Origin of the sequence: Rhizobium sp. CF142, from assembly GCF_000281145.1 — a bacterium.
GTDB lineage: Bacteria > Pseudomonadota > Alphaproteobacteria > Rhizobiales > Rhizobiaceae > Rhizobium.
The window spans coordinates 77,343-96,660 of record NZ_AJWE01000102.1 but is presented as its reverse complement, the minus strand read 5'-3'; the positions used below and the strand labels follow the sequence as shown (position 1 = coordinate 96,660).

Genomic DNA, 19,318 nt, shown 5'->3' with positions numbered 1-19,318 from the left:
CGCTTCTGAAGAGGATAATGGATCCGATCGGCACTTGCCCCGCCGACAAGACGGTTCCGTCAGGCGTTCGCCAACTGGTGGCGGACGCATCCGTAAGCCCTTCCGCCTAAAGCCATCGAACACGAGCAGTAGCGACATATCATGGCCCGTCCCAATATTCTCATCATCATGGTCGACCAACTGAACGGCACGCTGTTTCCGGACGGGCCGGCCGACTTCCTGCATGCACCACATCTCAAGGCACTCGCGGCACGTTCGGTCCGCTTTGCCAATGGCTACACGGCAAGCCCTCTGTGCGCTCCGGCGCGCGCCTCCTTCATGTCGGGTCAGCTACCGAGCCGAACGCGCGTCTACGACAACGCGGCCGAATTTGCCTCGGATATTCCGACCTATGCGCATCATCTCAGGTCCGCCGGCTATCACACCAGCCTGTCGGGCAAGATGCATTTCGTCGGCCCCGACCAGCTGCACGGCTTCGAGGAACGCCTCACGACCGATATCTACCCGGCAGATTTCGGCTGGACGCCCGATTACCGCAAGCCTGGCGAGCGGATCGACTGGTGGTATCATAATCTCGGGTCCGTGACCGGCGCAGGCATCGCGGAAATCACCAACCAGCTCGAGTATGACGACGAGGTCGCCTACAATGCCACTCGAAAGCTCTACGACCTGTCACGCCGGCAGGACGAGCGCCCCTGGTGCCTGACCGTCAGTTTCACCCATCCTCACGATCCCTATGTCGCCAGGCGCAAATTCTGGGATCTCTACGAGGACTGCCCGGCCCTTGAACCGACTGTTCCGGCATTGCCTTTCGACGAGATGGATCCGCATTCGAAGCGCCTGCTCGAGGCCTGCGACTATACGGCCTTCGATATTACCGCCGAGCAGATTCGCCGGGCCAGGCGCGGCTATTTCGCCAACATCTCCTATATCGACGAGAAAGTCGGGGAAATCCTCGAAGTGCTGGAGCGGGGGCGGATGCGCGACAACACCGTCATCCTGTTCGTCTCGGACCATGGGGACATGCTCGGCGAGCGCGGCCTATGGTTCAAGATGTGCTTCTTCGACGGGTCTGCGCGCGTGCCGCTGATGATATCGGCACCCGACTGGCAGCCCACCTTGATCGATCAGCCGGTCTCCACTCTTGACGTCACACCGACGCTCGCATGCCTTGCCGGCCTGGATATTTCGGCGATTGCCAAATGGACGGATGGCGAAGATTTGGCGCAACTGCTGAATGGCGCGAAAGCCCGCAGTCCGGTTTTGATGGAATATGCCGCCGAAGGATCGATCGCACCGCTGGTGGGCATTCGCGCCGGGCGCTTCAAACTGACGGTCTGCGAGAAGGATGCACCCCTGCTGTTCGACCTTCGGGCCGATCCCCACGAGCTTATCAATCTGGCCGGAGATCCGGCCTATGCGAACACGCTGGGCACGCTTCTCGATCAGGCGAAGCTACGTTGGGACCTTGCAGCTTTCGATGAAGCGGTTCGAGAAAGTCAGGCTCGGCGCTGGGTCGTCTATCCGGCCTTGCGCGAGGGGTCCTACTATCCCTGGGATTATCAACCGCTGCAGAAAGCCGCCGAGCGATATATGCGCAATCATATGGATCTGAACGTGCTGGAGGAGAACCAGCGGTTTCCTCGGGGCGAATGACGCTCAGGCACGCCATTGGGTACTACATGCATCCACCGGCCTGACCACCCGCACACCGCACCTTCCTCAAGCGCGCAACCATCTCTGCGACGGGCCGTCTATCGATGCAGCGTTTGCGGCCATCAATCCCGATCCGAAGCCTTGCTCAAACCTCGGTTTCCAGGATTTCGATCGTGGATAGCAGCAGCATGCGTGCCCCCGAGACTACATGATGCGGCGCCGCATATTCGGCTTCGTTGTGGCTGAGGCCATCGCGGCAAGGCACGAAGATCATTGCTGCAGGCGCGACCCGGTTGACGAACAGTGCATCGTGGAAGGCACCGGACAACATTCTCCTGGTTGTCAGTCCGCCTTTCACCGCGGCCCTGTCCAATGCATCCAGCACCTTTTGAGGAAAGTTGGCCGGCGGCATATCGAAGGTCTGCCGGAGCGCGACCTGGCAACGTTCTGCTTGGGCTCGTTCGCCAAAGACTTGTTCGATGGTCGCGCTCAGCCGATCGATCTCTGTTGTATCCGGGTGACGGATGTCGATGGTGCATCGCGCCGTCTGCGGGATGGCGTTGATGGCGCCGGGTTCTACGGCGATACGTCCGACGGTAAACCGGGCACGATCGTCCTGAGGCATGATATTGGCGTAAAGTCCGTCGAGGGCCGCGATCATCGCGCGAAGCGGATCTCGACGATAGTTGAGCGCGGTCGTCCCGGCATGGGCGGTCTGGCCCGACACTGTCACTTCCAGCCACCGCGTCCCCTGAATGCCCGTGACGATACCGATAGGGATATCCTCTTTCTCCAGAGAAGGTCCCTGCTCGATATGCACTTCGAGATATGCGTAAGCAGGAAAGCCGAGGGCGCGCATCGCGGCCTGCGGAAGGCTGGCAAGGGTTGCTCTCAACTCGCCGTCAAACCGTGCGCCGTCGGTTGCGATGATGTCGGACCACGCAATCGGAATTTCGCCTGCCGAGAAGGCTGACGACCCCATGCAGCCGGGTGCGAAGCGGCATCCCTCCTCGTTCGTCCAGGCCACCACTTCGATCGGCCTTCCGGTTTCAACGCCCGCATCCTCAAGACTTTCCAGGACCTCGAAGGCAGATAGCGTTCCGAGGGCACCATCAAAGCGGCCTCCAGACGGCTGGCTGTCGAGGTGGCTGCCGATCAGGAGCGGCGGTGCCGCCTCGTCCATGCCCGGGCGGCGGATGAAGAGATTGGCGGCGGGATCCTGGAACACGCCGAAACCGCGCGCCTCTGCCAACTCTGCCAGCAGCAGCCGGGCCTTTCGATCCAGCTCCGTCAAAGCCTGGCGATTGACGCCGCCGCCCGCGGTCGCGCCGATCTCGGCAAACCGATCCAGGCGTTCCAGCAGACGTGCTCCATTGATAACGGGATTGCCAGTCATGGCGCGGCTCTCAGGAATAGGCTGCTTCGTGGAAGTCGATCTCAAGGCGTTGCGCACGGCCGAAAATGGCGCTTAATCGCTTGCGTTCGGCAAGATCCATTGTCTCGCCGGCCTCGTCCAGCACCGCCTTCAGCCAGCGCGCCTGCGCTTCGAATTCCGGTTCGGCATGAAGCCTGACCCATTCCTTGAGAAGCGGATCGCTGATGACAGTTCGATTGGCCTCGGTCGACCACGTCCAGTACATCCATTCAGCGGCAAACATGGCGGCAATCGTATCGAGAAAGCCGCCATCACGAGCAATTGCCAGCATTCCATCGCGGAACGCAGCGACATCAGCCCGGCCGGTATCATAGCGGGCAGGATCGATGGCGCGAGCTGCGAAGGTTTTCTCGAAATAGGCGATCTGCTGGTTTGCAAGCGCATCGAGCACACCGATCAGCCAGCGCTTCTCGGCAATCGTGCCGGCCTTGGCGGTGGCATAGGAGAAGATCGCAATCGCGGTGTCGACGAAGGCGCCTTCGAAGACGAGATATCGTTCGAAGGCTTGGTTCGAAAGCCGGTCGGCCTTGATATCTTCGACGAAGCGGTGGTGGACCATGTCTTCGAAGACGTCGCGGTTCTCGTCGAGCATCTGTTCGGAGAGAGATAGCATGATCGTCACGACTCCAGACCGGGTTTTGCGGCTTCGACGAAGGCTGCGACGCGGGCCGGCTCCACAGGGTTCCACCAGACGCCACCCTCCTTCAGCGACGAGGCGACGATGACGCCGTTGGTGCGCTTGAGGATCTCGACGATATTATCCTTGCTCACGCCCGAGCCGACGAGCAACGGAAGATGGGTTGCAGCACCGATTTCCTCGATCTCCTCCATCGTTGCACTGTTGCCCGTTCGCTGGCCGGTAGCGATCACCACATCTGCATCGAAGAAGGCCAAATCGCGGGTCAGCTCATCGATCGTCCGGTCGGCAGTGATGGCGTGTGCCCCATGCTTGACATGGCTGTCGGCAAACACCTTGATATGTTCGGCACGCAGCAGCGAGCGATAGCGCATGGCCTCGGCAGCGCGCCCCTCCATGAAGCCCTCATTGGCGACATAGGCGTTCGCCCACTGGTTGACGCGGATGAAGCGTGCGCCGCCGGCGGCCGCGATCGCGAAAGCGGGGATCGGCGCATTGGCAAGCACATTGATGCCGAGCGGTACGCCGACATTACGAGCGATGCGATCGGTTACGACAGACATGAAGGCTGCGGTTTCGTGGCCGATATCCTCGGGCTTGGAAAAGGGGATGTCGCCGTGATTTTCGACGATCAATCCATGAATGCCGCCTTTGACAAGCGCCTCGGCATCGCGCATGCAGGTGTCGTAGATGGAATCCATTGCCGCGTTGCGGTAGCGTGGAGCACCCGGGAAGGGCGGGCAATGGATCATGCCGATCAGCGCCTTGTCAGTGCCGAATATTTCCCGTATGGCGCTTGTGGCCTTATCCGATATCTGCTGCATTTTTCTTTCCCTTCTGAAAGCCCGCCATGCGTGCCTATGTCATCGGTAACGTCGCCATCGACGAAACCATTTCTGTAATGTCCATGCCCCAAGCGGGTGCCTCGATCCTCGGTCGGGAGGAAACTCGCGACCTCGGCGGCAAGGGCGCCAATCAGGCCGTCGTAATGGGCCGCACCGGCCTTCCCACGACGCTTGTCACAGCCGTCGGCGAGGATTTTCGCGCCCAGACGATCCGTGACCGACTTGCTGGTGAAGCACTGGACGCCCGGTTGTTGGGCAGTCCTCACCGCTCCAGCGACTTCTCCATCATCTTCACGACGCCCGATGGCGAAAACGCCATCGTCACGACGACGGACTCGGCCGAGGCACTGACCCTGTCCGAGGCGCTTGCGCCGCTCGACGATGCGGTCGGCGGCGACCTCGTCGTCCTGCAGGGCAACCTCAGCGAAGACGTGACCCGCGGCATTCTTGCCGAGGCCAGACGCCGCGGCCTGACGACCGCCTTCAATCCATCGCCGCTCAGGCCCTATTTCGCCGAGCTCTGGCCGTTCATCGACATCGCCTTTCTCAACAGGGGCGAGGCCGAAAGCCTGACCGGATCATCCGGCGAGGCCGCGATCCACCGCCTTGCCGAAGCCGGCGTGGCGCAGACCGTGCTCACCCTCGGCGGCAGCGGTGCAATCCTTGCCAGCGGCAATCAGGTGCTGGCAACCGTTCCTGCCCGTGCCGTTGAGGTCGTCGATACGACCGGTGCCGGCGACACATTCATGGCCGTCGCCCTCGCCTCTGCCGCGCTCAGATCGACCACGCTCGACGCCAAAGCCATTCATCATGCAACTGCGGCGGCGGCCATTACCGTCAGCCGCCGCGGAACGCGTTCGGCCTTTCCGAGCAGGACCGAACTCGCCGGCATCCTCGCCGGCGAATGACGCCTACTTCGCCTCTGTCAGCCAGCCGAGGATATTCTTCCACAGACGCCCATAGCCTTCCCACTCGCAGAAGGCAGGCGAAAGCCAGTGCGGCCCAATATCCGAAGTCCAGGCGGCGGTTCTGCCTTTGCCGAAGCGTCCGGTCACCAGGAGCGGATGGCCGCCTTCCGTATCCGGCAGGCGAGCAATGACTTCGACATCGTCGCGCTTGCGCACTTCTACCTCATTGACGCCCAGAAGCAGAGGCCATTCACCTGACAGGCCGGCAACCGTGGCGTGATCGGACTTGACGAGGACCGGCGTCGTTCCCTCCGGAATTTCCACTCGGTCATCATAGGGCAGACACGTGACCGGCAGGACATCCTCGACCGGCGTGCGGCGCCAGCGCGCCTTTCCGTCGATGCCCTGGAACGAGAAATAGCCGCCGACCATCAGCAGACCGCCGCCCTTTTCAACCCAGGCTTTGAGCAGCTTCAACCGGTTCGGAACCGTCTTCGAATGCAGCCAGACCGCGGGGGGAAGCAGCAGGGAATTGGCGCCTATATCGGAAAGAATAATCGCGTCAAAGGCGTCGAGTCCCACCATGTCGAAGGGGAATTTTTCAACGGCTTCGTGGGCCGGCATGTAGGTCAGCTCGAATGCGCTGCCCTTGAGGGCTTCAACGAGCGGTTCGGCGCCGAGATGAAACGTGACGCTCCCGAACTGGTCGAAACCCTTATAATGCGTGGCGGAACTGACCCAGCTTTCGCCGACGAGAAGAACCTTCTTTGTCATGATGTTTCCATTTCTTTTTATGCGGCGGTCAGGCGCTGGCCTGAAAAACCGACCTTGGATTGGCGCGCATGAAGATGTCGAGCATCGCATCATCGAGACCGTGACGCTTCAGGCGCGGCAGGAAGTGGCGCAGGATATAGGCATAGCCGTTGCCCCCGTAATGCTTGAGCATCATTTTCAGGAAGACGTCGTGGGAGAGCAGGAGGCGATCCGCATGCCCCATCTCGACGAGCTTGACGAGCGCGCGAGCCGACTCCTCGTCACTCGGGCATTGCACCTGCTGATCGGCATAGAAGAAGTCCATGCCGATCATGTCATATTCGAGAAACGCGCCGCGGGCGGCAAGCTCGGACTGATAGGTGAGATCGTCATGTGACGGGTTCATGTGGCAGAGCACGGTGTGCCTGAGATCCCCGCCTTCGGAGGCGACGACATCGAGGACCCTGTGGCCCAGCCGGAACCAGCCGGGGAGATGGACCATCAGCGGTAGACCGGTGCGCACCTGCGCCTGGGCAGCACCGCGCAGCGATTTTTCCTCGGCGGCGGTGAAATCGGACGATACGCCAATCTCACCGATCAGGCCGATCTTCACGTCGGTACCGTCCGCGCCGATAGTGGCTTCGGAGACGATCTCGTCCGCGATCTCGGAAGCAGACATGCCGGCGACCTTGGCCGGATGCGAGGAACCGAGATAGAAGCCGGCACCCATGACGATGTTCAGTCCCGTCGCCCTGGAAATCCGCCGCAGGGCAAGAGGATCGCGGCCAATGCCCTGGCATGTCGGCTCGACAACCGTTCGACCGCCGAGGCCGGCGAAGTCCTGGAGTTCCGTGACTGCAAGCCGCTCATCATCGAGGGTGATGTTGTGCTTGTTGACGAAAGGATCCTGCGTGAGTTCGCCGAGGATCTCCATGCAGACGAAACCTTCGGCGAGATATTGCCGCTCGGACGTCTTCGGCGCGTGCCACCAGCAACGGCAATCGTTGAGGATGTGCTCGTGCATCAGCGTGACGCCGATCTCCGATACGGGAACCGGCCCCGAGACCGTCATCACATTTCCGGATCGCACATGACCCGGCGAAAGCTCGTCCGCCACCATCAGCTTCTCCTCCTGCCCATCAGGCGGAAATTGGTGGTGAAGATGCGGGTGTTCAGCCAGATGGCAACCAGAATGATGGCACCAGTGACGATTTGGGTGAAGAAGGGCGAGATGTGCATCAGGATCAGGCCGTTGCCGATGACGGCAATGGTCATCGTGCCGAGGACGGTTCCGATCATCGTGCCGCGTCCGCCCATCAGCGAGGTGCCACCGAGCACGACGGCCGCGATGACCTGAAGTTCGAAGCCGACGGCCGCATTCGACGAGCCGGAACCGAGCCGGGCAGCAATCAACAGGCCTGCGAGCGCCGAGGCAACGCCTGATACCAGATAGACCGAGGCGACGATCCATTTTGCCGGCATGCCGACCCGGCGCGCCGCCTCCATGTTGGATCCCACCGCGACGATCTGCCGGCCGTATTTGGTGACTGCCATGATCACATAGCCCACGATCGCGACCAGGATGGCGATCAGCGCCGGAACGGGAAAGCCGGCCAGTTCGCCGCGTCCCAGATAGAAGAAGCCGGGCTCGTTGTTGATCGGGATCGAATAGCCCTGGGTCAGATAGAGTGCCACGCCGCGCAGGATGGAAAGCCCGGCAAGGGTGACGATGAAGGCGGGAATATTCTGATAGGCGATGAACCAACCCTGCAGAAGGCCGACGATGCCGCCGAGGGCGAGCATGCCGAGGCAGACGACCGGCCAGGGAATGCCGGTGGCGAGCGCGATGGCAGCAACTGCGTTGATCAGGGCCAGCATCGAGCCGACCGACAGATCGATGCCCCCGGTCACGATGACGAGCGTCATGGCGACCGCGACTGCGAGAATGGGGGCAGCCTGCCGTACGATGTTCAGAATATTGCCGGCCGTCATGAAGGTCGTGGTCGTCAGCGAAAAGAAGACGAGGCAGGCCAGAAAGAAGAAGGCGATCGACAGGACCTGGGCGTTTTCACTCAGGAAGTCGGCCATCGGCGAGCCCTTGGCGCGTTCGGTGTAGACGGTCAATGTCTTTCTCCCCCGACGATGAGCTTGACGAGGTCCTCGAGATTGGTCTTGGCGATATCGCGCTCGGCGACCTTTGTACCCTCGTACATGACAGCGATGCGATCGCAGACCCGGAACAGGTCCTGAAGGCGGTGGGTGATGAGGACGACGGATACACCCTTTGCCTTGACCCTGTTGATCAGAGCGAGCACAGCTTCGACTTCGGCGACCGCAAGGGCCGAGGTCGGCTCGTCCATGATCAGGACCTTGGGATTGAACGATGCCGCGCGGGCGATTGCGATCGCCTGGCGCTGGCCGCCCGACAGCTTCTCCACCTTGGCGGAGAGACGCGGAATGCGGATCTCGAGGGCGTCCAGCATCCTGCGCGCCTCGTTCATCATTTTCTGCCGATCGAGAAAGGGACCCTTGGTAAGCTCCCGCCCGAGAAACAGATTGCCGACAACATCGATGTGATCACACAGGCTCAAATCCTGGAAGACCATCTCGATATTGCGGTCTCGGGCATCGGCAGGCCCGGAAAAGTGAACCTCTTCGCCGTTGAGTGAAATCGTTCCCTCATCCGGTAAGTAGGTTCCGGAAATGATCTTGGTCAGCGTCGACTTGCCGGCAGCATTATCGCCGACAAGGCCGAGGCATTCGCCCGGAAAGAGATCGAGGTCGACGCCACGCAGCGCCTGATGCGAACCGAAGGTCTTGCGGATGCCGCGCAGCGAGACAGCAGGCGTTCGCGCGGACGAGCCGGAGGAATGCGGGGAGGCTTGCGCCTCCCCGGCTCCGGCATAAACAGGCCGGTTGTCACTCATCATTTGAAGACGGCCCGGTACGGCTCGACATTATCTTTCGTCACGATCGTGATCGGAATGGAGATGCTCTTTTCGACGCTCTGACCTGCGCTCAGCTTGGCGAGAGCCTCGACTGCCGCCTTGCCCTCACCGGCCGGATCCTGCTGGACGACAGCAACGACATAGCCGTCGTCAAGACCGGAGATTGCCTGTGCAGTCAGATCCCAACCGAAGACCTTGATGCTGTCTTGCTTGCCCTGGCTCTGAACTGCAGCGATCGCGCCCAGCAGAGCCGGCTCGCCGGTAGCGTAGATCGCCGTCATGTCCGGATTGCCGGTGATGAGGTTCTCGGCAGCGGCAAGTGCGTTATCCTGGATATTCTGGCCATCAACGACCCCGGATGTCTCGATGCCATCGCTCTTGATGGCGTCCTCGAAGCCCTTCTGGCGAATGTTCTGAATGTAGGAGTTCAACGCACCGACAATGCCGACCTTGGCCTTGCCGCCCATGTTCTTCTTCACGTAATCCAGGAAATAGGCGCCCATGTCGGCGCCGGCCTTGCCGTTGTCGACGCCGATCTGCGACTTCTGAGGGCCGTCCGGCAGGACCGCATCGATGGCAACGACCGGGATGCCGGCATCCGAAGCCTGCTTGACGGCCGGCATGATGCCGTTGACGTCGATCGCAACGACGATCAGGCCATCAACCTTCTGCTGGATGTAGTTTTCGATGGCGCTGTTCTGGGCGGAAGCTTCATTGTTGGCGTTGAAGATGACCAGCTTGTCGCCTGACGCATCGGCCGCCTTCTGGGCACCTTCGTTGATCTGGTTGAAGAAAAGCGCCTGCTGATTGATCTGCACAAGCGCATAGGTCTTTCCGGCCGCCTGAGCAAGAGACGCTCCGAGCGTGGCGCTGGCGAGCGCGGTGAAGGCAAGAGCGGCGGTAAACGCCCGACGTCTGATCTGTTTCATGTTCTCATCCTCTGGTTTTGTTCTCGTTGCTTATTATGGGTCGACGGCGGCGCAACGGAGTTCCGCACGACGATTTCGACTGGCACGAGTTCCTCGGTGGCGAGCGATTTGCTCTCCTGCCAGTTTGTTTCGAGAAGAAGGGATAACGCACGCCGGCCGATGGCGCGCACCGGCTGGCGGATCGCGGTTACTGGCGGCGCAAAGAGGTGCAGCGGACTGACATCGTCGAAGCCGATGATCGACAGGTCCTCGGGGATCGATATTCCTTTCTCCCTCAGGACTTCGATCATGCCAATGGCGATTTCGTCGGAGCTCGCGAAGATTGCGGTCGTCGGCATGCCTTCTTCCAGGAAGCGGTGTGCCATGTCCCGCCCGCAGGCGATCGTATATTCGCCGTTGTAGCGCCGGATCGAGGTATCGTCACCGAAACGCTCCTGCAGGCCCTTGCGCAATCCGTTGAAACGCCGCTGCGTGCTGATCATCGCATCGGGGCCGCCGACATAGAGCACATCGCGATGACCAAACTCCGCCAGATGACGTCCCGCGAGATGGCCACCCTGGAAGTTGTCACAGAAGAGCTTCGGGACACTGGCAAGCGGAACGTCTTCGTCGACGACGATGACCTTGCCTGTTCGATTGATGAGAGCCGCGAGATCCCCGTTATCAGGGTGGTTGGTGACGAAAACCAGGCCATCGACGTGATTATGCTCGAGCAGCCGGAGATAGGCGACTTCACGGCCGGTCCGGTTGAGGGTGGCATAGAGCGAAACGGCAAGCCCCCGGTCGTTCGCCTCCTCTTCGACCGCCGCCACCATGGTCGCGAAGAATGGGTTGGCGATATCGGGCACGACCAGTCCGATCGTGTCGGAACGACCGCGGCTCAGCCGCCGCGCGTGAGGGTTCGGCTGGTATTTGAGGGAAGTGATAGCATTTTCAATCCGCTGCTTGGTGAGCGCGGGCAAATCCAGCGAACCGTTCAGCATGCGCGAGACGGTCGTCACCGACACGCCGGCAGCTTTCGCGACATCTTTCAAGCCTGGGGTCCGTCCATGCGCCATCAGTTTTGTAAACCGCTTTAGTAAAACGCTTTACTTACACTCCATGACAAGGGTTTGCCTGTCAAGAGCCGTTATCAGCTGTGGGCGATTCGGTTTGAGAGGCTGACTATGCCGCGCGGTGGAGATGCGCCGCTTCGGTTTCGACTGCGCTTCGCCATCCGTTCGACGGGAGCCATGAATTCGTGAGCAGGCGAAGGGTTTTTAAATCAGTTGGTTAGCTTCCGGAGGAATACGGCGATCTCCTCCTGCTCGAAGTCGCAGACCATTAGGCGCTGCGAAGCCGCCCGCGACAGTCGAGACCGCGAAAAATGAATCCCACGCAGACGTCGAAGCTGATCAGCCCTTCGTCGGAATTTCCAGACGCACGACGTTTGCCGATTGGACCACCGAGGTCTTCGCCTTATCGAGGCAGGCGGCCAGATCCTCGACCTTGAAGGGCTTCGGGACGACCGGACGTCCAACCTCTGTACCGGCTTCCAGCCTGTCGCTATAGCCGGTCATCAGCACGACGGGCAGAGACGCGTTTCTGCGGCGGATCTCCTCGGCGAGCTCGATGCCCGACATGCCTGGCATCATGATGTCGCTAACGATCGCCTCGATTTCGGGATGGTGGTCCAGGATCTCGATCGCCTCGGATCCACCTGCGGCTACGAAGATCGTCGGCACGATGCCGTCGAGCGCCAGTCGCACGGATTCCAGCGATGCCGGTGTGTCGTCGACGACCATAATCGTACGGGGAAGGTTCGCCGAAGGGCCTGGATCGGCACGCACCGCCCGCGGCTCGTTTGATCGCGGCAGAAGCAGGGTAAAGGCGCTGCCGTGGCCGGCCAGACTTGCGACCTTGACTGCACCGCCGTTGCCGGTGGCGAAACTGTGGACCTGCGTCAGACCAAGGCCCGAGCCACCATTCTTCTTGGTGGAAAAGAACGGCTCGAACACCCGTGCGAGATTTTCCGGGGCAACACCTGTCCCAGTGTCGGAAATCGTCAGCGCGACGAACGGCCCCTCCAGCCCGGAATCCTCCGTGGCGGCGTCGAGCACGTTGCGGGCGGAAATGGTCACCTTTCCGCCTCCCGTCATGGCTTCGCGCGCATTCGTCAGTATGTTGATCAGGGCAATTTCAAGCCCGGCAGGATCGACGTGAACCGGCCAGGTATCTTCCGGCACCCTGATTTCCATCAGGATCGCGTCGTTGACGGCTTGGCGCAATAGCGGAGACAATTCGGCAAGCCTGACGTCCAGCTCGACCTGGGAGGCGCCCTGGTTGGAGCGCCTTGAAAACGACAGCAGCCTTTGCGTGATCGCCTTTCCCCGAGCCACGCCATCGCTCATATGCGCCAGAAGCTGCGTCACGCGCTGTTCATCATTTCGTCGCCTCTTGATGCCCTCCACCCCGGACTGGAAAACCATCAGGAGATTGTTGAAATCGTGGGCCGCCTGCCCCGTCAGCTTTCCAAGCGCATCCATCCGCTGCCAGTTGGCCATGCTCTCCCATTCCCGGTTTCTGGCGCGCACTTCCCTATAAAAGAGGAATACAGCCGAGCCGGACAGCAGGAGCGTGAAACAACTCGCCGTCACAAGTAGCATGGTGGCCCTGCGCGCCAGCCGCTCATAGTCGGAGACCGGCAGGCCAACCCTTACCCGCCAGGGCGTGTCGGCGAGCGCGACTTCGGCGACCCGAAGCTCCATCCCGTCCTTGAGGGTGGCCGAGCCGATGTCCTGGCCTGAAAAGGTTGCGAATTCGCTGGCCGGATTACCGGCAAGCGCGGGAGCGCCGGTCGATGCCACCAGGCGGTCCTGTCCATCGACAATCCAGGCCGACCAGGATCCTGGAAGTCCATTGGCATAAAGCAGTTTGGTCACGATCGTCGGACGGATCACCACCGATAGGACGGCTCTCAAACGATCGGTTCTCTGGATCGGAGCGCGCAACGCAAAGGCCGCCTGGCCCTTCGGGCCGATGGCGATATTGCCGACCAGGGCGACACCTGTGCGAACCAGGGCGTCATGGCTTTCCATGTCCACAACGCGCGTATCGACCGACGGATCAAGCGGTGGAAACGACAGAACCACCTCGCCTTTCTCGTTCGAAATCCGGATCTGCTCCCATTCAGGCACCCGGTCGCGCAGACGCCGCGCAGTCTCGGCAAAGGCGGCGCGCGGAATCGGTGGGTCGAGGCGGGGAGAGTCGGCGACGATCGAGAGCAGCTGGATCTGGCTCTTGAGTTCACGTTGAAGAGTGGCGGCCAGCGTTGCTGCCCGGCCGCGAATGTCATCGTCGAGAGCGGCTTGCTGCTCCTTGATGAAGAACCTTCCCATCAGCGCCGCCAGTATTATGACCGGAATGAGCGACGCCGTAATGAGAAGGAGCGCTGGCCGGGTTTTGTTCAACAGACACTCCGGATGTATTCTTCGAGCCCTATCAAATAATCCAGGGCACGAAACTTGCAATGCCAAGCTGCGAAGAGACCGAACTTTCCCCCTAAAGATACGCGGTGACAGCAGAGCTGGTATCATAACTCGGCTTCCGAATGGGTATGCTTCAACCCGTCAGACCGCGTCGCCAGCCGGCTGTCGATGCGAATCACGCACGTCATTTGTCTAAGTCTTCCAGATCGCCAGCAGATCACCGTAGATCTGAGGTCCATAGACGTGTGGCGTCAGACCGCCGCACACGTTGTCCGCCGCTCCAAATGTCCGGCACTCAGCTACCGTGCAGTAATCGACAATAGAGCGGTAAAGACCGTACCTTGAGCCCGCTCGGTATCGTAGGTCCCATCCATCTGGCCGACGAAGGATTTGATCAACCTGCTTCCCATGCCGGTTTCCGTTGCAACCGGCTCATATCCGACGCCGTCGTCTGCCACTTCAAGCAGGACCTTGCCGTCGGGACGCTGAAGCAGCCTGATGCGGATATGTCCGTCGGCCCGGCCGACAAAGGCGTATTTCATGCTGTTTGTCAGAAGTTCGTTTAGCAGCAATGCAAATGGCGTAGCCTTATCCGCATCGATCCTGATGTCGTCGATCTCGAAGGTCAGCTTGATTTCACGATCATGCAGCCCGACCAGCGTGCGAACCAGGTTGGGGACGAACTGCCGTGCAGTGACGCTACTGAACTGATCGAAGCCATACATTTGTTCGTGCACCGCCGACATGGCGACGATCCGCTCGTTCACCCTTCGAACGGTTTCAGGCCGCAAGCCTTGCAGCCGGATGAGCGCCATCACGGTCTGCAGATTATTTTTCACCCGGTGATGAATTTCCCGCATCAGCACCTGATTGGTTCGAAGCGCCTCGGCAAGTTCGGCGGTGTGGCGCGCGTCCGCATGCGCCAACCTCAGGATCTTCAACCCGCCGATCACGGCCGCACAAAGGGCCAGAAGAACGATCAGCGCGGCAATCGAAACATCGGTCCAGAAGGGCTTGAGGATTGCCGCGGTGTCGGCCGATGCGATGGCGACGAAGGGCGTCCGCTCGACGATGCGGTATGCCACCAGCCTTTCGACCTTGTCGACGGGGGAGACAGACACATAAGAGCCCGACGTTGCCTTACGCATATAGTCGGTAAACAGGATGTAGTTGCCGAGATCGACAGCCTCTTTCGGCTCGGGATACCTGGCGATCAGCTTTCCATCGCGCCTCAGGAAGCTCACCGTCGAGTTTGGCCCGAGCGACGCAGCGTCCCAGATCGACCGCAGCATCCCGACATCGAACGCCAGGATCGCGACGGCTTCGAACCTGTCGTTCCGCTCGATGCGCGCAGCCGAGAGGAAGACGTGGCGATCCGTGTTGCGCATGACGGTCATCGCCGACGTATAGTCTTCTGCGCCATTGGCCAGGCGGCGGAAAAAGGTCTGGTCGACGATGTCGGCGGGGCTGCTTTCCCGATCGGTCGAATAGAGCACGGTCCCGTCCGCAGCGACCACATAGGCGGTTGCCGTGGTCGGCAATTCGGCCGTCGCGGCGTTGAACCTTCGAACGCGATCCCCGTCTGATAAGGCATCCGCCGTTCCGAACGCATCGTCCATGCGGTGAAGGGTCTGGCGCGCCAGGGAGTTGATCCAGATCGCGTTGGCTGCAACGATCTTGGCCGTGGCTGTGACCTGATCTTCTCCACGCCTGACGGCGGACATGTAGCTCGAATGCAGCCAGAAGCCCAAGACAAGCGAGAGCGCAAGGAACATTGACACGAGGGCGGCTATCGCAGCCCTGCCGACAATCGTGAAGCCTTTCGTGAGGCCCATCGAATCCCCATGGATTTAACAGGCAGCACTGTCGGATAGCAGGCTATCAGAGTCAAGGATAGGTTGCAGCCGCCCCACTCCTCCCAGTCTTTGCAACCCGATTTAGGGCGCTAACACACGCTTTCCGAGCTTGCTGGCCGAGGGTTCCGGCTCACGAAATCGGCCCTCAAGACAGTGTCGTCATGATCGGTGACCCAACGGCTCAGGCCCAGTGTCAGCGTGGAAGGCAAGCGATCGGACAAGTCCGGAAGGCTCGATTGTGAAGCGGCTGACATTGCTGCCTCTCGACGAGAATTGTGGTATTCTCAAAATTACAGTTATCCTTGGCTGGGAGGCAGTTGATGGTCGCGCGAAGGGACATGACAAGCGACGAATGGAAGTGGCTTGTGCGGCTCTGCCAGCACGAAGCGGATAGCATTCCCAAGGCGATCGAAGCGAGGTTAACCGAGCTGGGACTATCCGGGCCGAATGGTCTTTCAAACGAAGCGAGAGACCTGGTCCAACATGAATTGTTGAATGAGCGGCGGAATCGGCTGCAGGGCCTTCATTGAGTTATTGATCAGACACGGGAAACAGTGCTTGCAGCAGCATGCGATCTGTTCGCGACAGTCAAGATCGGACTGAACGATACAGTCGTCTGCATCGTCACACACAAGCCAAAGCTTCACGATAGGAACTATCGCCTCGACCCTTCGTTACCTCCGCACAAGCGAGGTAACGTCATGAAGAAAATCATAGGACTATCGGCGGCTATCATTGGATTGATCTCCACTTGCGCCTTTGCGCAGGCCCCAGATGAACCATCGCCGCCTCCACCCGCATCGCCGGAATCCAGTCGGGAAAATCCACCACCTCCGCCGAATTCTTCACGCAAAAACGAAGACCGAGCGGACGCTGATTGGCGGTCGCAGCCGAGGGAGCGCGGCGCCCGGTTCCACATCGAGAACGGCCAGACCAGGATCGACCTCAGGTGCGCCGACGGGGACTCCACGAAGGACTGCGCCGACGCAGTTCTGCAGGTGCTGGAGCATTTACAGACATCCAACTCCGGTAACAACGATCGACGCGGCGATGACCGGCGTGATCGCTGGGAGCGCGACTAGCAGGTGAAGCTCAGGTGAACGGTGTTTTCAGCCTCGGTTCACTGGGACAGGCGCTAAATCCCTCCGACAATCGGAGAAACGAAGATGCGAAAGCTTCTAGTCACTATAGCCCTTCTCGCAGCCGGAATAACAGCTGGAGCCGCAAATGCCATGCCTGTTGGCAGTGTCGCGGCGCCGGCGGTCTCAAACATCATAACGGTCGACTATGCATGTGGCCGCGGTTATCATCTGAGCCCGCGCGGCTTTTGCCGACCCAACCGGTGGGCACCGCCGCCGCGACGCTACTACGGGTGGGATCGCAGTTACGGTTGGGATCGTCCCCATCGCGGCTGGCGCGAATACAGACGCTACGATCGCTGGGATCGCGACCGCGACTGGCGGTAGTCACGCCTTTCGCCAGTCGGAATCTCGATCATCTGCTTTATTTCATGCCGGTGGTCGACCGCCGCCGTCATGGCTGGCCTACCCGGAGCCCCACGAAATTGATCGGGTATGACTATTTCCCGTTCGTGTCCCCAGATTGTTTCGTAGCTGCCCGCAACACGCCTTTCTGTAAATCCGCCTCGTCGGCAAGAATGGCCACTGCCTCGTTCAGCAAGACGTCTTTTGCTTTCTTGCGTGCATTTTCAATGGCAATATCAGCGCTCAGGCTGCGCTCGTTTGACTCCAGGCCATCATCTCCACCGGGACCTTCGCCATCGCCTAACTCGGCTCGAGACTTCCGTCGATTTTCTCGAGCAGTCGCTTCTTTGCGACGTTCGGCTTCATTGAGAGAGATAATCCCCTTCTCGCGCTGCGCCTTCAGGTCGGCAATGTCTTTCACAAGACCTTGGAAGTCCGGATCGCTCCCAACCCGCGCATCGTGGCGGCTTTGCAGTGTCGGCAACAACTTCGTGACCGTGTCGGCGGGCGCGTAATTCGCGGGCTTGATCTGCGCCCACGGCAGGGCATTGTCATAACTGGTCTCGCCGAAGCTCGTCGGATCGGAAAGTCCAGGCAAACTGATATCAGGCGTCACACCGCGCAGCTGCGTCGTACCGCCGTTGACCCGGAAAAACTGGGCAATCGTCACTTTCAGCTCCCCAAATTCGGGTTTACTGTTGCGAACCATCTGGTCAAGATCAACGACGGTCTGAACCGTCCCCTTCCCGAAACTGGGTTCGCCGACGATCACGCCTCGACCGTAGTCTTGAATTGCTGCAGCAAAAATCTCTGAAGCCGATGCCGACCCGCGATTGATCAGGACACCCATCGGGCCTGTCCAGACAGGCGCTGCGAACTCAGCGCTTCTGACCTCGACCTTACCATCGCTACCGCGTTGCTGAACCACCGGGCCATTGCCGATGAACAGACCGGTCAGATCAATCGCCTCGTCCAATGAACCGCCGCCATTATTGCGCACGTCGATGAGAACGCTATCGACCTTTTCTTGCTTCAGTTCGTCGAGAAGCTTGGCGACATCGCGGCTTGCACTTTTATAGTCCTTGTCGCCTTTGTGCCGGGCCTCAAAATCCTCGTAGAATGTCGGCAGAGTAATCACCCCGATTTTGCGTGTGACGTCGCCGACGTTCACGGACAGCACGGCCTTCCTGGCAGCCTGCTTGTCGAGACTGATTTTATCACGCACAAGGCTGACAACGCGGTGCGTGCCATCTGCTCCGGCATCCGCCGGCAAGATGTCCAAGCGCACGACGGAGCCTTTTTTCCCGCGGATCAATTGCACGACTTCATCAAGGCGCGTGCCGACCACTTCTTTTATCGCACCATCCTTGCCTTGACCAACGCCGGTAATGCGGTCTCCGACCGAGAGCTTGCCGGACAATTGGGCCGGACCGCCAGGCACGAGTTCACGGATCGTCGTGTAGTCGTCGCGCTCCTGCAGTACCGCACCGATCCCAAACAGTGAAAGCTTCATCGAGATATTGAAGTCGGCCGAAGCACTCGCGCCGAAATAGTCCGTGTGCGGGTCGATCGACGTCGCATAGGCGTCCATGAACAACTGGAAAACGTCGTCGCTTTTATACTGATAGGCGCGCTCGAGAGCGTTTGCGTAACGTTTGTCGAGCGTTTCGCGAATGACCGCGTCGGTTTTGCCGGCGAGTTTCAACGGCAACCAATCGCTTTTGACGCGCTTGCGCCAAAGCTCATTGCTCTCGGCTTCCGACTGCGGCCAGGGCTCTTTGTCGCGCAGCACCGAATAATTTTCCTGCACACCGAAATCGAAGTCCTGCTTCAGCAAATTGCGCGCGTAGTTCATGCGATCGACAATACGCTGTTCATACGCGTTGAAGATCGCAAACGGGATCTTCAAATCCTTCCGTTCGATGGCATCGTCGATCTCGCTGCGCTCAGACATGAACTTGTCGATGTCCGCTTGCAGGAAGAGCACATGGTCCGGATCCAGTGATTTGATAAACTGATCCATAATTCTGGCTGACAAGGCGTCGTCGAGTGGAATGGGCCTGTAACTGTATCGCGTGAGAAGTTGTGCACTCAACTGAGCGGCTTGCGCCTGTTGCTTTAGCGGCGCCAAAACAGGCGGTGATGCGACTTCAGCATAGGCGGACTGCGCGACTGCAAGAAATGCAGCAAGAAAAACGTATGGTATGCGCATTCAGCTTCGATCCAATTCTTAGTGCCTGTTGTCGATGTGCGATCTAGGCGGGTAATTATGGTTTTTTGGCAACCAAATGGTAAACGGCATGGTTTGCAAAGCCGCGAAAAACCATAGGGCACGGTCGGTCGGGAGACAATGGAGCCTATCGGGGCTTCAGCATAGCACCGCGCGAAGCGCGCAGGAAA

The 19,318-nt window shown here is 60.0% G+C and carries 15 protein-coding genes; 3 read left to right on the top strand and 12 right to left on the bottom strand.

Translation table 11 applies throughout. The features are described from left to right. Positions 1-141: 141 nt before the first annotated feature. Positions 142-1,656 (top strand): choline-sulfatase, encoded by a 1,515-nt coding sequence (betC, locus tag PMI11_RS23580; protein WP_007822140.1) that lies wholly within the window; start codon positions 142-144, stop codon positions 1,654-1,656. A gap of 145 nt (positions 1,657-1,801) precedes the next feature. Here the strand turns inward: betC and PMI11_RS23575 are convergent, their stop codons facing one another. The 3 genes from PMI11_RS23575 to PMI11_RS23565 are packed head-to-tail and all read right to left on the bottom strand — an operon-like array spanning position 1,802 to position 4,552. Continuing rightward, positions 1,802-3,052, bottom strand: coding sequence for a Zn-dependent hydrolase (locus tag PMI11_RS23575; RefSeq protein WP_007822138.1), 1,251 nt, complete (start codon positions 3,050-3,052; stop codon positions 1,802-1,804). Between the two features lie 10 nt (positions 3,053-3,062). Then, complete coding sequence (locus tag PMI11_RS23570; RefSeq protein ID WP_007822136.1) at positions 3,063-3,704, bottom strand: TenA family protein; 642 nt, start codon at positions 3,702-3,704, stop codon at positions 3,063-3,065. 5 nt (positions 3,705-3,709) lie between these two features. Continuing rightward, the gene (locus PMI11_RS23565) at positions 3,710-4,552 is read right to left on the bottom strand and encodes a BtpA/SgcQ family protein (RefSeq protein WP_007822135.1); all 843 of its coding nucleotides are present in this window, start codon (positions 4,550-4,552) and stop codon (positions 3,710-3,712) included. A gap of 26 nt (positions 4,553-4,578) precedes the next feature. Between PMI11_RS23565 and PMI11_RS23560 the strand changes: the two genes are divergently transcribed. Then, complete coding sequence (locus tag PMI11_RS23560; protein ID WP_007822134.1) at positions 4,579-5,481, top strand: PfkB family carbohydrate kinase; 903 nt, start codon at positions 4,579-4,581, stop codon at positions 5,479-5,481. A gap of 3 nt (positions 5,482-5,484) precedes the next feature. On the opposite strand, the gene PMI11_RS23555 is transcribed toward PMI11_RS23560, so the two are convergent. The 8 genes from PMI11_RS23555 to PMI11_RS23520 all read right to left on the bottom strand — a co-directional run bounded on the left by PMI11_RS23555 (position 5,485) and on the right by PMI11_RS23520 (position 15,413). After that, a complete protein-coding gene (locus PMI11_RS23555) occupies positions 5,485-6,255 on the bottom strand; it encodes a glutamine amidotransferase (RefSeq protein ID WP_007822133.1) in 771 nt (256 codons plus the stop codon). Positions 6,256-6,283: 28 nt separating this feature from the next. After that, on the bottom strand, positions 6,284-7,354 hold the full coding sequence (locus PMI11_RS23550; RefSeq protein WP_007822127.1) for a phosphotriesterase family protein: 1,071 nt from the start codon (positions 7,352-7,354) through the stop codon (positions 6,284-6,286). After that, a complete protein-coding gene (locus tag PMI11_RS23545) occupies positions 7,354-8,358 on the bottom strand; it encodes an ABC transporter permease (RefSeq protein ID WP_007822125.1) in 1,005 nt (334 codons plus the stop codon). The genes PMI11_RS23550 and PMI11_RS23545 overlap by 1 nt, the downstream gene beginning before the upstream one ends. Continuing rightward, a complete protein-coding gene (locus PMI11_RS23540; protein WP_085990561.1) occupies positions 8,355-9,161 on the bottom strand; it encodes an ATP-binding cassette domain-containing protein in 807 nt (268 codons plus the stop codon). Before PMI11_RS23540 ends, PMI11_RS23545 begins: the two co-directional genes overlap by 4 nt. Then, a complete protein-coding gene (locus tag PMI11_RS23535) occupies positions 9,161-10,111 on the bottom strand; it encodes an ABC transporter substrate-binding protein (protein ID WP_007822116.1) in 951 nt (316 codons plus the stop codon). Before PMI11_RS23535 ends, PMI11_RS23540 begins: the two co-directional genes overlap by 1 nt. Further along, positions 10,108-11,169: a LacI family DNA-binding transcriptional regulator gene (locus PMI11_RS23530; RefSeq protein WP_007822114.1), complete on the bottom strand. Its 1,062-nt coding sequence runs from the start codon at positions 11,167-11,169 to the stop codon at positions 10,108-10,110. Before PMI11_RS23530 ends, PMI11_RS23535 begins: the two co-directional genes overlap by 4 nt. A gap of 336 nt (positions 11,170-11,505) precedes the next feature. Continuing rightward, positions 11,506-13,560: an ATP-binding protein gene (locus PMI11_RS23525; RefSeq protein WP_007822112.1), complete on the bottom strand. Its 2,055-nt coding sequence runs from the start codon at positions 13,558-13,560 to the stop codon at positions 11,506-11,508. A 317-nt stretch (positions 13,561-13,877) separates the two neighbouring features. Continuing rightward, positions 13,878-15,413 carry a sensor histidine kinase gene (locus PMI11_RS23520; protein WP_007822110.1) on the bottom strand — a complete coding sequence of 512 codons (1,536 nt, stop codon included), beginning with the start codon at positions 15,411-15,413 and terminating at the stop codon, positions 13,878-13,880. Positions 15,414-16,600: 1,187 nt separating this feature from the next. On the opposite strand from PMI11_RS23520, the gene PMI11_RS36735 reads away from it, so the two are divergent. Then, positions 16,601-16,900, top strand: coding sequence for a GCG_CRPN prefix-to-repeats domain-containing protein (locus PMI11_RS36735; protein ID WP_007822103.1), 300 nt, complete (start codon positions 16,601-16,603; stop codon positions 16,898-16,900). Between the two features lie 112 nt (positions 16,901-17,012). On the opposite strand, the gene PMI11_RS23510 is transcribed toward PMI11_RS36735, so the two are convergent. Further along, complete coding sequence (locus tag PMI11_RS23510; protein ID WP_007822100.1) at positions 17,013-19,130, bottom strand: carboxy terminal-processing peptidase; 2,118 nt, start codon at positions 19,128-19,130, stop codon at positions 17,013-17,015. Positions 19,131-19,318: the final 188 nt, after the last annotated feature.